Source organism: Dethiobacter alkaliphilus AHT 1 (genome assembly GCF_000174415.1).
GTDB lineage: Bacteria > Bacillota > Dethiobacteria > Dethiobacterales > Dethiobacteraceae > Dethiobacter > Dethiobacter alkaliphilus.
This window is the reverse complement of sequence record NZ_ACJM01000002.1, coordinates 131,204-144,775: the sequence shown is the minus strand read 5'-3', so window position 1 is coordinate 144,775 and position 13,572 is coordinate 131,204. Positions and strand designations below refer to the sequence as shown.

The window sequence follows — 13,572 nt, the reverse complement described above, 5'->3', positions numbered from 1 at the left end:
ACTTATGTTTTACCGCCACATATTCCCCTGTAAACAGAAAGGGTGGCAGATATGTGGGAACAAATTTTTGTAAACGGGATAATCGCCGGCGGTAAATATGCAATGCTTGCTTTGGGGTTTTCATTAATTTACGGTGTTGCCCGAATTATGAACCTTACACACACCGCTTATTATATGCTCTCTGCATATCTTATTTTCTATTTACATCAGACACTGGCTGTGCCTTTAATTCTGTCTTATATTCTCTCCATTATCATCGTTGTGATTATCGGGATGGCTGCTTATAAAGTTATGGTTGCCCCGGTGCGTGAGCGGTTTACAGCTGTCCTGATTATTACGCTGGTTCTGGCCATGGTTGTCCAGGAGGCGGTGCTGATTGTCTTTGGCGGACACTACCGTACATTGACAAAGCTTGTTTCAGGCACTACGAGCTTTAGCGGGATGACGTTGACTAACCAGCACCTCTTCACTCTTGGTGCCGTGATTTTTGTGCTGGGATCTATCTGGATACTGTTATTTAGGACCAGTTTAGGTATAGCAATTCGTGCCATGGCCATGGACAGAGAGGTTGCCAATCTGATGGGCATGCCTGAGAGCCAGATAGCCGGGATAACTGTAGCTATTTCTGTGGGCCTGGCAGCTGTTGCGGGAGCGGTGGTTGCGCCTCTGTATATTTTAGAACCTGCAATGTGGATGCATCCCCTTGTGGTGGTAATGGCCGCCGTAATCCTTGGTGGCCTCGGCAGCATCAAAGGAAGTATTATCGGGGCTTTCATTTTGGCCTTTGCAGAGGTTGGGTTAGTTTTTCTTGTACCACAACTGGCTTTCCTGCGGGGAGCCGTTTCCATGGCTGTGCTGTTGGCTGTGCTGATGATACGCCCTGAAGGCTTATTTGGGATATTTATGGAAGGGGAAAGGTAGGTAAAATACATGCAATTAATCGCATACCTGTTTCGCAAACTAGGCCGTGATTTCCATGGGGAGATCGTTTCCCTGCCCACCCGGACAATTTTGTTAATATCCTTCTTAATCTTGCTGGTCTTACCGCTGCTAAATGATAGCTCGTACCTGTTGCGCGTTATTACCCTCACCAGTATTTTTACCATCTACGCAGCCAGCTGGGATCTATTGGGCGGATTCACCGGACAAATAAGTTTTGGGCACGCTCTGTTTTTCGGTGTGGCTGCTTATACTTCAGCACTACTGAATCTTCACCTGGGGATGCCTGTTCTCATAACAATTCCCCTTGGTGCTTTAGCAGCTGTATTAAGCGGCTTAGTATTGGGATTGCCGGGGCTCAGGCTGAAAGGACCATACTTTAGCCTTGCCAGTCTGGCGTTTCCAATTATTATGATGGGTATTGTTTTTACCTTCCCTCAGCTAACCGGGGGCGAGTTGGGCATCTCGGGGATTACGCGTCTGGCAGAAACCCGACTTGCCGAATATTATCTGAGTTTAATAATCATGCTGATAATTGTTTTAGCTATGTGGAAAATTGTTACATCTAAGATTGGGCTTATATTTCATGCCATCCGGGAAGATGAAATTACTGTTCGCGCTTCCGGTATTAATACCTCGTTGTATAAAATGCTGGCTTTTATCATAAGCGGTCTTTTTGCCGGGGTTGCAGGCGGTATGTATGCGCATTTTATGCGGGTGGTGGGCCCGTCAACACTTGAGCTGATTATGTCGTTGCAGATTATTGTTTGGGTTATTTTTGGGGGTATAGCCACTATCTATGGATCCGCTGTGGGTGTATTTATCCTCTTTCCATTAATGGAGTATCTCCGTGTAGTCCCTGAATACAGGATGTTAATTTTTGCTTTGATCGTTATTCTGGTTCTTAGGATTATGCCGGAAGGGATTTCTAACTGGGCACAGGATTTACTGGAGAATGAATGTCCCAGATGTAAAGAGCGAAACGCTTTTACCCGTTCTTCATGCCGGATATGTGGTACGGAAATTGATTCCCGCCTACAAATTAATTTTCTAAAAAGGGGTGCTTAAAAATGGAAGGGTACATGAAAAAGCCATGGCTTGAATACTATACTGAGGGAATGAAGCCGTCCGTAGAAGTACCTGAGCTTTCTGTTCCAGCAGTATTTTTAGAGATGTGTGCTAAGTACGGTAAAAAGACCGCCATTATTTTTTACGGTAAGCAACTCACCTACAATGAGCTTAAAAAGCAGGTGGAAAGCCTGGCGGCTGCTCTGGCCGAACTTGGCGTAGGTAAGGGAGATGTGGTTGCATTATATGTTTTAAACAGCCCGCAGTATATTATCTCTTATATGGCTGTACTGATGACCGGAGCGGCAGTCACCCCTGTGAGTCCTGTATTTACCAGTCATGAACTAAAATATCAATTGCAGGACAGTGGTTCCAAAACAATTATCTGTCAGGATATTCTTTACGAAAACCTGTTTAATACAGGTTTAGACATGGAAAGGGTAATCATAACCGGCATAGATGAATACCTTCCGCCATTAAAGAAGCTTTTAGGCAAAACACTACTAAAAAACTTTTCCCAGGAAATGAATTTGTCCAGGACAGACATCCCCAGTCAAGAAGGGTTTTATCAGTTTAAAGAGTTGTTGCGTTCTTCTGCTCCCCCTGTAAATGCAGAGATTGACCCCCATAGTGATATAGCTTCCATCACCTATTCCGGAGGCACAACGGGCCCCCCTAAAGGTGTTATGCTGAACCACCATCAGATTATCGCCTGCGGCATGATGATGAAGGGGTTTTTCCCGTTTCTCGAAGAGGGGAAAGAGGTCTATCCGGCATTTCTGCCGCTATACCATATCTATGGTCAGCTGGTCATTATGGTGATGGGATTAACCCAGGGTGCCACTTTAGTAATATTTACTACACCGGATATAGATGAAGTTTTAGCTGCAGTAGAGCGTTACCAATGTACCGGTTTTTTCGGTGTGCCCACAATGTATGAATACCTAAAGGAGTATGATAAAACCGGCAGAGTAGACTGGAAACGTCTGAAACTGCTGATTTGCGGTGCGGATACACTTCATGAAAGAACTGTGCAGGATTGGGAAAAGCGTACGGGTACACAGATTATTGAAGGATATGGGCAGACGGAAAGTGGAGGGGTGTCTATTGTAAATCCTCGCAACCGGCCCAAGACCGGAACCATGGGTATTCCTGTCTCCAACGTTAAGGCAGCAGTCATAGCCATTGATTCTACGGAGTTTGTACCTCCGGGAGAAGTGGGAGAGATTGTTTTGCAAGGACCCAATGTGATGATGGGATATTGGAACAAGCCGGAAGCTACTGCTGAAACACTGGTGCAGATAAACGGAGAGCAGTGGTTACGTACAGGCGACCTGGGATATATGGATGAAGAAGGATACTTCCATTTTGTTGACCGCACCAGAGATCTTATCAAATTCAAAGGCTATTCGATTTTTGCCAGAGATGTGGAAGAAGTACTTTACACTCACCCTCATGTCAAAGCAGCAGGTGTAATTGGTGTCTCTAATCCTAAAGTAGGGCAGATGGTTAAGGCTAATGTAGTTTTGCAGCCGGAAGCCAGAGGGAAAGTAACAGAGGAAGAGATAATTAAATTTTGCGAAGAGAGCCTTGCTCACTACAAGGTGCCAAAAATTGTGGAGTTCCGTGGGGAATTACCCAAGACTGACGTTGGCAAAGTTTCGCGACGGGAACTAAGGGAAGAGGAAGAGGAGGCTATATAACCTATGGCCGCACATTTCCTGGAAGTAAATAAACTGTCCAAGCGCTTTGGTGGACTGCATGCTGTCCGTGATGTAAGTTTTACTGTAGGTCGTCAGGAAATAGTTGGTTTAATCGGCCCAAACGGTGCCGGCAAGACTACCCTGGTTCGACTCATCTTAGGAATTATTAAAGCAAATTCAGGCCAGGTCTTATTCAAAGGTAAGAACCTGACCGGAAAGAAAACATGGAATATTGTTGGTGAAGGCATTGCCGGAACGTTTCAAAACGCCCGTCCTTTCGGTCATCTACCCATTATCGCCAATGTAATGGTTCCCTGCCTGGGGCCCCGTGCTTCCAGAAGGGGGGAGTGGGTAAAGACCGTAGAAGCCCGGGCTATGGATGCTCTGGAGTTTGTCGGCATTGCGGATCTTGCCAAAGAGCCGGCATCACTCCTTTCTCAGGGCGATCTTAAACGTTTGGAAGTAGCCCGTGCCATTGCCTGTGAGCCGGAACTCCTTATTTTGGATGAACCTTTTGGAGGCCTTAATCCCACAGAAACCAGCCTCATGGCTAAATCTATCCGCCGTTTACACAAAGGTGGCAGATTTGGGCGCCTTCACAGTGAAGGCCCGGCCATGATTATTATCGAGCATAAACTTTCTGAGTTAATGAAAATTGTAGACAGAGTGATAGTCCTAAATTTCGGCCAGACATTGGCCATGGGCACTCCGGAGGAGATTGTCAGAAATCCTAAAGTTATTGAAGCCTATATCGGTAAGGAGGTAATTTAAATGCTCCTTACTGTAAATAATCTTTCAGTGAGTTACGATACCGCCAATGTACTCAGTGACATAAACATTAAGGTTGAAGACAATGAATTGGTAGGTTTGGTAGGGCCAAACGGTGCCGGTAAAAGTACGCTCCTACGGGCCATTACCGGGCTTGTGAAATGGGAAAAAGACAACAAAAAAGGCCAGCGCCAAGGTAGAATTAAAATGGGAGGTACTGTGGAATTCATGGGCGAAAGAATTGATCACCTGCCGGCCCATGAGATTGTCCGCAAAGGGCTTGTCCACTGTCCGGAACGCCGCCGTCCTTTTGCAGAAATGACCGTTTACGAAAACCTGCTGGCCGGTGCTTATCTGCTAAAAAAGAACGGAACGGAATTTAATCGACTGCTGGAAGAGATATATCATCTGTTTCCCGTTTTAAAAGAAAGAGCCAAACAGATTTCCGGTACACTCTCCGGCGGAGAGCAGCAAATGTTGGCCATAGCCCGGGCTTTAATGCTTAAACCAAAACTTTTATGCATTGATGAGCCTTCAATTGGGTTGGCCCCCATTGTAAAGTCCGATCTTTTTGAGCGGATCAGTGCAATAGCCCGCTCCGGTATTACTATTTTACTTGTTGAGCAGGATGTGGCACTGACCTTTACCCTGGCCAGCCGCAACTACATTCTCTCTCATGGCCGATTGGTAAACGAAGGTTCCAGCCAAGATTTACTGGAGGATGAGGGCATTCGCTCATCTTATCTGGGATTATAAACAATAATCAGCTTAATCAATTTAAGATAACCCCGCTCCCTGCAGTATAGGAAGCGGGGTTGTTAGGTTTAGGGTAAAATGCACTAAATCGGTACTTGATTTATAACTTTTGGGTTACACTATTTTACAGTTGAAGGTTTACGAAAGGAGTAACCTAGACGCCATGTTATTTCTCAAAGACAGGTTTGTCCGCGGCTCAATAGCCGGAATGATTGCCGGCATCATTATGAATATGGTTAGTTATCTTTTGGTCAGAATTCTGGGATTCGGCGAGGATTTGTTAACGGATTACATGGCAGAAATGTTGTTTGGCCGGACCCCCCTGATGCCAGTGGAGTCGGTGGTTGCTCTAATCGGTCACATCCTTTTTACAGGTACTTTGGGAGTAGTCTTTGTTTATATATTAACTATTGTGGATAGTGATTACATTTTCTATAAAGCCCTGGCATTTGCCTGGGCCTCATGGTTTATCCTGTATTCGCTGGGTATTTTGTTTGAAGTTCCCCTGCTTGATAAGAATACGGTATCTACAATTATAGGGCATGGCATAACTTCAACAGTTTTTGGAGTTGTCTTAGCCTGGGTTCTGTCCTTAATTGAGAAGCGAATGCTATCATAAATATTAAAAGCTTGAATTAAGCAGAAGTCCAGATTCATCTTTTTTGCGTAGACGGGAAAAGAATTTCATATTCGGTTTGTTTATGTTAAAAACTATAAAGAAGGTTTTAAGAGAACAGGGGTGAGCTGATGAAAGACAGATTCACCAGAGGTTTTATTGCCGGTGCAGTGGGTGGAGGGTTTACAAATATTTTTGGTTACATCAGCTTTAACGTGTTCAACTTCACAGATCTAAGATTTCTTGACTATGCGGCAGTTGCCATGTTTGGCAGAAAATCTGAAAACTTGTTGGAGTTGCTATTTGCTCTTTCCGGACAGATTGCTTTTTCTGCATTATTGGGGGTTATCTTTGCTTTTCTATTGCCGTATATATCAAGTGTACATGTTTATTTTAAAGGATGGTTTTATTCAGTTACAGTTTGGTTTGCAATTTATGCCGTTACGGTTCTGTTTCAAGTACCGGCTGTTTCTGAAGTTAATTTGAACACAGCTTTTTCCAATTTAATAGCAGCCTCAATATACGGTATAGTGTTGCCATATGTGATGTTATGGCTTGAAAAAAATAATGTCTGAGAAGCCCTGTAATCCCAGATAACGGATTCAGGGCTTACTGTTTGCTTATCAGAAGGATATTCACGCGACGCTGCCGAAATATGGAAAGCAATAGTATACTTCGAACAAAGGAAGCATTACCTCTGTTGAAGAACGGCCAGGAATTATTCTAATGTAGAACAGGTATGGTTGATTATCGAATGGGGTGAGCCAATTTGTGTGAGTTTTGCATTCAGCATGGTGAAGGAAAGAAATGGTATGAGGTTATGGGAAATTACTCTGCCGAACTGCTGGCACACCAGGATAGGCAAAAATATATTCGTCACTTTATTCCCAATGTACAAAGGAATGCGCAGGCCAATATTGCTAAACTGGCATGGGCCAAAGAACATTTTCCTTCAGTTTACCGTTATATTCGTGCCATTGGCACAAGCCGCATGAAGAGAATCCACTTTGGTCAGGTGGTCCCCCTGGAGGATGCGGAAAGAATAATTGACATGGTGCAGTCCATTACCAGGATTGCCTGTGTTTGCAGAAGTGTTTCTTCAGGGAGCAAAAACGGACGTTACTGTTTTATGCTGGGGATTGACCCCAATAATGCCGGAATCGATTATGCAGATCTGCAAAGTAGCCTAGAGACAATACCGCCTGAGAAAGCAAAGGAACTGCTGCGTCAGTTTGATGAGGAGGGGCTGGTTCATTCTGTCTGGACAATGAAGACCCCTTTTATTGGGGCCCTGTGCAACTGCAACCAGGATTGCCTGGCCTATAAAGTCCAGGTTCAGTCCGATCTGCTGGACTTAATGTTTAAGGCTGAATATGTTGCCTCAATCGAAGCATCTGCCTGTACCGGATGCCGGCGCTGCCAAAAGCTTTGTCAGTTTGAGGCCATCGATATGGCGCACGGATGCTGTAAAATAAATGAGCAAAAATGCTACGGCTGCGGGGTATGCCGCCAGGTTTGTGATACTGATGCAATTACCCTGCAAGAAAAATCTTATGCACAGGAGGTCAGGCATGAAAGTTTTAGGGATAGTAGGCAGTAAAAGAAAAAAAGGAAATACGTCAATTCTGGTGCAGAGCGCATTAAGAAAAGCCGAAGCAGAGGGGATGCAAACAGATTTAATTTTCCTGGGAGACCACTCCATTGCAGGGTGTACCGGCTGTGAAGGCTGTAAAGATACCTATAGATGTGTTATTGACGATGATATGCAGAAGATTTACCCTCTTTTGTTGGAAGCAGATGCCATTATTCTCGGTTCACCCACTTATTTTTATAATGTGACCGCCGATGTAAAGGCCTTTATCGACCGGTGCTATTGTTTCGTTACCTTTGCTGATGACGACCGTTCAGTCTGGGTAAGTATTAATGAAGCCCAGGGCGGAAAATTCGCCACGGTTATTGCGGTATGTGAACAATATTCGGAGGCAGACATGCGGTATACCCCTGAAGCAATGGCACTACCGTTGGAGGCATTGGGCTACAGGGTAATTGATAAAGTTAAGGTCTTAAAATTATTTGCGGCAGGAGAAGCCCGACAAGACAAAATCTCCTTAGAACAAGCGGCAAAAGCAGGGGAAAGACTAGCTAAGACATTAAAGTTAAAACAAGAAACGAAACAGAGGTGAGCTACATTCTATCTATCTGGCCATCGGCATGTTCAAGTTTCATGACCAAGTCTTCGTTTTTAAAGATATATATTTCCTGGTGATAACCGAAGTCCTGAATCTGGATGCTTAAACCATCAATGTCTTCATCATTGGTTTTGGCCTGGTAAAACTCCAGACCCATTTGTTCCAACTCTTCAAAACAGGTAGCAGCCGCACCGACTGCAGTGCCGGCACCTCACCGGCTAAAGCGGGCAAAATTTGGCATAGAGCGGGTTATCATAAATCTGTTAATTAACACTATGGCCACAATAGCGATTAGGAAAAGAGGAATATATTGTTTGGCACCGCCGCCATTAGCCGGTTGCGGGTGCTTTTTTTGCCGTACAGTAAGATTTTCCGCATCTTCCCATTCTTCATCGGTCAAAATATCTTTTGTCATTTTCGCACCTCTCTTTCAGGCATGATATCCTTTAGCATACCCCTATATGGTATATTAGTCAAGTTGCGTTCCATAGTTAATCATAATAAAATTCCTTATTGACCATAATAAAAAAATAGTGGGAGGAAAAAAATCACTTCTTGACGAATTATAGATAAAATATTTATGAAACATTTGGTAAAGCAAGTGTTATCTAAGAGGGAGGAAACATCAATGAACAAAGTGGAAAAAGCGTTAATGCATGGACTTTTTGTCCATTTGCATCACAACATTGACAAAGCCATTGATTTTGGTGCCTTTAAAAAGCTCAATGAAAAGGTAGACAAAACCTGGCCGGGAGCTCTTTTGGTTGGCCCGGACGCCAACGACGATGCTGCGGTAGTTGAAATTCCCGGGGAAGGCACCCTGGTAGTAGGAAAAATGGAGAGCCATAACTCTCCCTGTGTGCCAAGGCCTTATGATGCTGCAGCCACAGGAGCCGGCGGTGCAATGAGGGATGTGGTAGCTATGGGCGGCAGACCACTTTTTGCCCTGGATTTTATCGGCACCCGCCCTCTTGAACAAGAAGTTTTGGTTGGTCCCTGCGGTTTTAAAGGTGAATGTACCTGCGGTAATTGCGAAACTATGACCAGTCAGGATCGCTTAAACATAATGTTAAAAGGGATCAGGGATATGTGTAATACTATGGATGTATTTGTTGCGGGAGGAGGTTTCTCCACTTCCTTTAGCGACATAGTGCCTGCTTGTGTAGTCGCTGTGGTGGGTAAGCTGGTAACGGACAAGCCTCTCACCAAACCTGCCAAGATTGCCGGGAACAAGATTATCGTAGTGGGCGAAACAGGTACCGACGGAAACGACACTCTGTACAGAGCCGGATTGGTTTCGGAGATGCGTCCGGCTATAGCGCTTTTTGAAGAAGAAAGAGTGACCATGGATGCCAGCATCGCTGCGTTTAAGACAGGTAAAATTAATGCCTGCTCCGATTTAGGAGCCGCCGGTATTGGAGCAGCAGTATGCGAATCAGCCCGTTATGGCGGCTTTGGAGCCAAGGTGGACTTAACCAACGTTCCGGTAAGAGATAAGGATATTACGCCTGAGGAAATTCTAATCTGCGAAACACAGGCCCGGATGCAGTTCCAGGTTAACCCGGAGGATGTAGATGAAGTCTTAGAGGCTATCCGTTCTCAAAACGCCAAAGCCACTGTTGTTGGTGAAATTACCAATGATGATAAAGTTGTCTTTGAGTACCAGGGTAAAGAAATCGCCTCCATCCCCAATAACCCTTCTGAAGAAATCCTGGATGAACTGAGAAAATACTAATGATCAACGCACAGGCAACCCCCGTAATTATTTACGGGGGTTGCTTTATTTGACCGCTCTTTAGTTAAGATATGTTTCTTTTACTCCAGGTTTTGGCTCCCAGTTTTTGATAGCCAACCACATTGGCTTGTTGAGCATCGGGGACCAATATTCTTTCGAATCCGGGAAGTAGCCAGTTATACAGTTGTGCTCCACCTCCGCCGGTTATCAGGTAATGATCAAACTTTTGATTTAAGCCGGCTATTTCTTCTGTGATCTGCCTGGCCAAAGATTGAAACGCAGCGGTGTGGTTTTGCAATTGGTTCTTTATAAATAACCGATCTACGTCATACAGAGGAAGGCCACCCAAGTCCTGACTGATTCCTTTATAAGCTACGGCCATTCCCAGAGGACGTGTAAATGAAAAGGGTCGGATAATTTCCAGCGCTGAGAGGGCTAAAATGTCCAGAGTATGGAAGCCAACATCTACTACTAAAATGTTTTTGGACGCTAACCGATGATCAATTGTATTTCCACGTGAGTCCAGAATAAGCGACATGGCGCTTCCTAAGGGCTGCGGTACGATTTTTGTCTGTTGAACTTCCAGAGCACAGTTGTATGTTTTATTGTCCATTTGAATCCGCACCCGGTTAGGCAGGTGCTGCAGTTGATTATCCAAATCGTCTTTATACTGAAAGTAAAAATCTACAGGTAATCCGGTTACAATATTGACCCGGCCAGGTTTTAAGGCTGCCAAGGCAGTGGCAGCTAATATTGCAGAAATGTCGCTGCGTGCCTTATTTGCCGCCATGCTAAAGTATTTAATTGTCGCTTGCCGAATTGCCAGCTCCCCAACAAAGTAATGTTGATCGTTATACCATAACTGAATATTATTTTCGATGCCGGTAGGTGATTCAAATAGATTAACAGCCTCGCCCACAACAGACGGGCAACGAAAGAACTGGCCGTTATGGCCGGCCTTAGTCCAGCCAAAGCCTAAGTCGATGCCAACGACAGACTCCTTCATATCAAACACTCCCTGTTATATGACATTTATATTTAATTCTATGATGAAATTGTCGAGATATAACATTAGGCTCAATTATGGCTCAGAGGTGAGAACTATTTTTACGTAAGAAAAAAATAGTCTTTACGTTTCAAGTCTAAAGTGATAAAAATAAGGTAAGGTATATGTTATTGCATTTTTTGTGAAATTTTTCGTTTGCCTGGCAGGAATACTTTATTATTTTGAAGAATAGGAATCATTAATTATAAGGAAAAAAGATGTAATCGAGAAGTTTCATAGCATATAGTTATATTCGAAGTCCAACTTCTGCAACTTGTAGAGACTCAACATCAGTGTTAAATTGGACGCTTTACCCACGAGCATGACAGGGCAGAACCCTAAGGGGTAGTCGCCTATTATTTGTTTAAGGGAGGCTTTTAAACTGATGAGCTTTACAGCTGCACAGGAAATTCAGGCTACAACTGAAGTTATTACCTCGCTTTTACCCGTATTTGCAGTGGCGGTTCCTTTAGCAGGATCCCTGCTGGTTTTTTTTGCCGGAAGATTTTCGGAAAAACTCCGGGATATCTGTGCTGTTATTACCGCACTTATTACTTTTGGTATCGTATTCTCCATGTATCCTTTGGTACAGCAGGCAGTGCTGCAATATGAGTTTGCGAAATTTCTCCAGGTTAGCATTCATTTTCGTGTGGACTTTTTTGGTTTTGTCTTCGCGGCTTTAATGTCATGCATCTGGTTTCTGGCAACCCTTTATTCCATTGCCTATATGGAACACGGGCGGGCAAAAAACAGGTATTATGTTTTTTTGCTCTCCACTCTGGGTCACTGTCTGGGCGTGGTGTTGGTAGGGGATCTGTTCAGTTTATTCTTATTCTTTGAGTTAATGACCTTCTCATCTTATGTTTTGGTGATTCACGAGGAAACTCCGGATGCCATGGCAGGCGGTGCGGTTACGTTGTACCTGGGTGTTTTCGGAGGCTTGTGCCTGCTAATGGCCATTTTTCTGCTTTACTTCAATGTGGGAACCATGGAAATTATACCCCTGTATGAGCAGATTGCAGCAAGTGCCATTAATCCATACACAGTGGTTACACTGTTTCTGGTTGGCTTCGGTATTAAGGCAGGAATGGTACCTCTGCATATCTGGTTGCCCAAAGCGCATCCGGTGGCCCCGGCTCCGGCCAGCGCATTGCTTTCCGGCCTGATGATTAAAGCTGGTGCGTACGGTATTTTCCGCGTGGTAGGCATGATTTTTACTCCGTCAGAATTCAGCGAGGTGGCCGTGCCGTCCATAGTATCAGTTAATTTCGGATACGCCATCATCTGGATGGGTATCATCACCATGTTTTTGGGTGCTTTTATGGCCCTGCTTTCCACCGGTGCCAAAAAAATTCTCGCTTACAGTTCAGTATCGCAAATGGGCTATATTCTTCTGGGAGTCGGCACGGCCGCGTATCTGGGCTTTGCCGGTCCCATGGGCTTTGCCGGGGCCTTGTATCACATCATTAATCACGCCTTCTTTAAAGCAGGGCTTTTTATGATGGTGGGCTCAATTTATATGATTACCCATAACCTGGACATAACCCAGGTTAGAGGCATGGCCAAAAAAGTGCCTTTTATCGCTGTTACCTTTTTGATAGGTTATGCCGGGATTGGTGGAATCCCCGGGTTTAATGGCTATGGCAGTAAAACCATTCTTCATCATGCCATTGTTGATGCCGCCAACCTGCACGGATCCGTTCCGCTGCATGTTGCAGAAAAGATATTTGTGGTTACCAGTGCCATGACTCTCTGCTATTTTGCCAAACTGTTTAGGGGCCTTTTTCTCGGTGATGTCCCGGAGAAATACGATAAGAAGAGTTATAACTTCACTTGGCCCGTATATGCGGTTCTGGGTACCTTTGGCGCGATAATCATTGCAATCGGCCTGTTTCCCCATTTCCTGCTGAATCGGATGGTCATCCCCGCTATGGCCGGCTTCACCTATGACCCTTATAAAGTAGCGTACCTGGAAAATCTCAGTGTCTGGATTTGGCCGGATATCCGCGAGATGGTAATCGTGGTTGTTTTAGCTGTCCTTTTATTCTATGTCTTAAACCGCTTCCGCCTGATGGAGTGGAGAGCGCCTCATTGGCTCAGCGTGGAGTTTGCCTTTTACCGCCCAGCATATCATTTCATCGTGCATACTTGCTGTAATTTCGGCACAAAGTTTGATGCAGCCATTAATAAGGTGTATCTGCAAACAGGAGCTGTGTCTAATAAAATGTGTACCTACGTAAACATGTTTGATGAGTCCATCAATGATGCCTACGAAAAATCAGGGACTTTTGCCCGGCGTGTGGCAGAGGGAACTGAAAGATTTGACTCATCAATTAATGACGCCTATGAAAAAACGGGCAGCCTGGCGCGGCGCATGGCAGAGGGTACTGAAAAGTTCGACACCTCGCTGAATGATGCCTATGAAAAATCCGGCAGTTATGCCCGGCGCATGGCGGAGGGAACTAAGCGGTTTGACTCTTCCTTAAATGATGCTTATGAAAAATCCGGAAAGTATGCCAAGAAAATGGCCCAAAAAACCGCACAATTTGATGACTCTCTGGACGATATGTATGAAAAATCCGGTCAACGCTCCCGCAGTTTTTGGGATAAACTGAGAGGCAAGCCATCTGACTGGAACATTAAAAACCTTAATTTTGATTCACTGCTGATGGCAATAATGCTAGTATTGTTTTTCCTTATAATCTTTTACTTTTCCAACATTACAGTCCTCTAACACCATTGCATACACACAT

General features: G+C 44.6%; 14 protein-coding genes. 11 read left to right on the top strand and 3 right to left on the bottom strand.

The features are described from left to right. Positions 1 to 51 precede the first annotated feature (51 nt). The 9 genes from DEALDRAFT_RS02830 (at position 52) to DEALDRAFT_RS02790 (ending at position 8,033) form a co-directional block, all read left to right on the top strand. Positions 52 to 921 (top strand): branched-chain amino acid ABC transporter permease, encoded by an 870-nt coding sequence (locus DEALDRAFT_RS02830; RefSeq protein WP_008514688.1) that lies wholly within the window; start codon positions 52 to 54, stop codon positions 919 to 921. A gap of 9 nt (positions 922 to 930) precedes the next feature. Further along, on the top strand, positions 931 to 2,007 hold the full coding sequence (locus DEALDRAFT_RS02825; RefSeq protein ID WP_008514687.1) for a branched-chain amino acid ABC transporter permease: 1,077 nt from the start codon (positions 931 to 933) through the stop codon (positions 2,005 to 2,007). Positions 2,008 to 2,009: 2 nt separating this feature from the next. After that, positions 2,010 to 3,710 carry an AMP-binding protein gene (locus DEALDRAFT_RS02820; protein WP_143753352.1) on the top strand — a complete coding sequence of 567 codons (1,701 nt, stop codon included), beginning with the start codon at positions 2,010 to 2,012 and terminating at the stop codon, positions 3,708 to 3,710. Positions 3,711 to 3,713: 3 nt separating this feature from the next. Then, on the top strand, positions 3,714 to 4,481 hold the full coding sequence (locus DEALDRAFT_RS02815; protein WP_008514683.1) for an ABC transporter ATP-binding protein: 768 nt from the start codon (positions 3,714 to 3,716) through the stop codon (positions 4,479 to 4,481). Next, complete coding sequence (locus tag DEALDRAFT_RS02810; RefSeq protein WP_008514682.1) at positions 4,482 to 5,234, top strand: ABC transporter ATP-binding protein; 753 nt, start codon at positions 4,482 to 4,484, stop codon at positions 5,232 to 5,234. 163 nt (positions 5,235 to 5,397) lie between these two features. Then, positions 5,398 to 5,853: a hypothetical protein gene (locus DEALDRAFT_RS02805; protein WP_008514680.1), complete on the top strand. Its 456-nt coding sequence runs from the start codon at positions 5,398 to 5,400 to the stop codon at positions 5,851 to 5,853. Between the two features lie 128 nt (positions 5,854 to 5,981). Further along, on the top strand, positions 5,982 to 6,425 hold the full coding sequence (locus DEALDRAFT_RS02800; protein ID WP_008514678.1) for a hypothetical protein: 444 nt from the start codon (positions 5,982 to 5,984) through the stop codon (positions 6,423 to 6,425). Positions 6,426 to 6,670: 245 nt separating this feature from the next. Next, positions 6,671 to 7,450, top strand: coding sequence for a 4Fe-4S binding protein (locus DEALDRAFT_RS02795; protein ID WP_243441128.1), 780 nt, complete (start codon positions 6,671 to 6,673; stop codon positions 7,448 to 7,450). Then, the gene (locus DEALDRAFT_RS02790) at positions 7,422 to 8,033 is read left to right on the top strand and encodes a flavodoxin family protein (protein ID WP_008514673.1); all 612 of its coding nucleotides are present in this window, start codon (positions 7,422 to 7,424) and stop codon (positions 8,031 to 8,033) included. Before DEALDRAFT_RS02795 ends, DEALDRAFT_RS02790 begins: the two co-directional genes overlap by 29 nt. A gap of 1 nt (position 8,034) precedes the next feature. Here the strand turns inward: DEALDRAFT_RS02790 and DEALDRAFT_RS16830 are convergent, their stop codons facing one another. Together DEALDRAFT_RS16830 and DEALDRAFT_RS02785 are read right to left on the bottom strand one after the other, a co-directional pair. Beyond that, the gene (locus DEALDRAFT_RS16830; RefSeq protein WP_008514672.1) at positions 8,035 to 8,196 is read right to left on the bottom strand and encodes a hypothetical protein; all 162 of its coding nucleotides are present in this window, start codon (positions 8,194 to 8,196) and stop codon (positions 8,035 to 8,037) included. A 54-nt stretch (positions 8,197 to 8,250) separates the two neighbouring features. Beyond that, complete coding sequence (locus tag DEALDRAFT_RS02785) at positions 8,251 to 8,454, bottom strand: hypothetical protein (RefSeq protein ID WP_008514670.1); 204 nt, start codon at positions 8,452 to 8,454, stop codon at positions 8,251 to 8,253. Between the two features lie 213 nt (positions 8,455 to 8,667). Here DEALDRAFT_RS02785 and DEALDRAFT_RS02780 point away from each other — a divergent pair, with 213 nt between their 5' ends. Then, positions 8,668 to 9,774, top strand: a complete 1,107-nt coding sequence (locus tag DEALDRAFT_RS02780) for an AIR synthase-related protein (protein ID WP_008514669.1) — start codon at positions 8,668 to 8,670, stop codon at positions 9,772 to 9,774. Between the two features lie 64 nt (positions 9,775 to 9,838). Here the strand turns inward: DEALDRAFT_RS02780 and DEALDRAFT_RS02775 are convergent, their stop codons facing one another. Beyond that, a complete protein-coding gene (locus tag DEALDRAFT_RS02775; protein ID WP_008514666.1) occupies positions 9,839 to 10,780 on the bottom strand; it encodes a ParM/StbA family protein in 942 nt (313 codons plus the stop codon). Between the two features lie 424 nt (positions 10,781 to 11,204). On the opposite strand from DEALDRAFT_RS02775, the gene DEALDRAFT_RS02770 reads away from it, so the two are divergent. Further along, complete coding sequence (locus DEALDRAFT_RS02770; protein ID WP_008514664.1) at positions 11,205 to 13,553, top strand: complex I subunit 5 family protein; 2,349 nt, start codon at positions 11,205 to 11,207, stop codon at positions 13,551 to 13,553. Positions 13,554 to 13,572 lie beyond the last annotated feature (19 nt).

Bases quoted from the DNA above. Each gene is read 5' to 3' on its own strand.
- DEALDRAFT_RS02830 (WP_008514688.1), top strand. From the start codon at position 52: ATGTGGGAACAAATTTTTGTAAACGGGATAATCGCCGGCGGTAAATAT.
- DEALDRAFT_RS02825 (WP_008514687.1), top strand. From the start codon at position 931: ATGCAATTAATCGCATACCTGTTTCGCAAACTAGGCCGTGATTTCCAT.
- DEALDRAFT_RS02820 (WP_143753352.1), top strand. From the start codon at position 2,010: ATGGAAGGGTACATGAAAAAGCCATGGCTTGAATACTATACTGAGGGA.
- DEALDRAFT_RS02815 (WP_008514683.1), top strand. From the start codon at position 3,714: ATGGCCGCACATTTCCTGGAAGTAAATAAACTGTCCAAGCGCTTTGGT.
- DEALDRAFT_RS02810 (WP_008514682.1), top strand. From the start codon at position 4,482: ATGCTCCTTACTGTAAATAATCTTTCAGTGAGTTACGATACCGCCAAT.
- DEALDRAFT_RS02805 (WP_008514680.1), top strand. From the start codon at position 5,398: ATGTTATTTCTCAAAGACAGGTTTGTCCGCGGCTCAATAGCCGGAATG.
- DEALDRAFT_RS02800 (WP_008514678.1), top strand. From the start codon at position 5,982: ATGAAAGACAGATTCACCAGAGGTTTTATTGCCGGTGCAGTGGGTGGA.
- DEALDRAFT_RS02795 (WP_243441128.1), top strand. From the start codon at position 6,671: ATGGGAAATTACTCTGCCGAACTGCTGGCACACCAGGATAGGCAAAAA.
- DEALDRAFT_RS02790 (WP_008514673.1), top strand. From the start codon at position 7,422: ATGAAAGTTTTAGGGATAGTAGGCAGTAAAAGAAAAAAAGGAAATACG.
- DEALDRAFT_RS16830 (WP_008514672.1), bottom strand. From the start codon at position 8,196: ATGGGTCTGGAGTTTTACCAGGCCAAAACCAATGATGAAGACATTGAT.
- DEALDRAFT_RS02785 (WP_008514670.1), bottom strand. From the start codon at position 8,454: ATGACAAAAGATATTTTGACCGATGAAGAATGGGAAGATGCGGAAAAT.
- DEALDRAFT_RS02780 (WP_008514669.1), top strand. From the start codon at position 8,668: ATGAACAAAGTGGAAAAAGCGTTAATGCATGGACTTTTTGTCCATTTG.
- DEALDRAFT_RS02775 (WP_008514666.1), bottom strand. From the start codon at position 10,780: ATGAAGGAGTCTGTCGTTGGCATCGACTTAGGCTTTGGCTGGACTAAG.
- DEALDRAFT_RS02770 (WP_008514664.1), top strand. From the start codon at position 11,205: ATGAGCTTTACAGCTGCACAGGAAATTCAGGCTACAACTGAAGTTATT.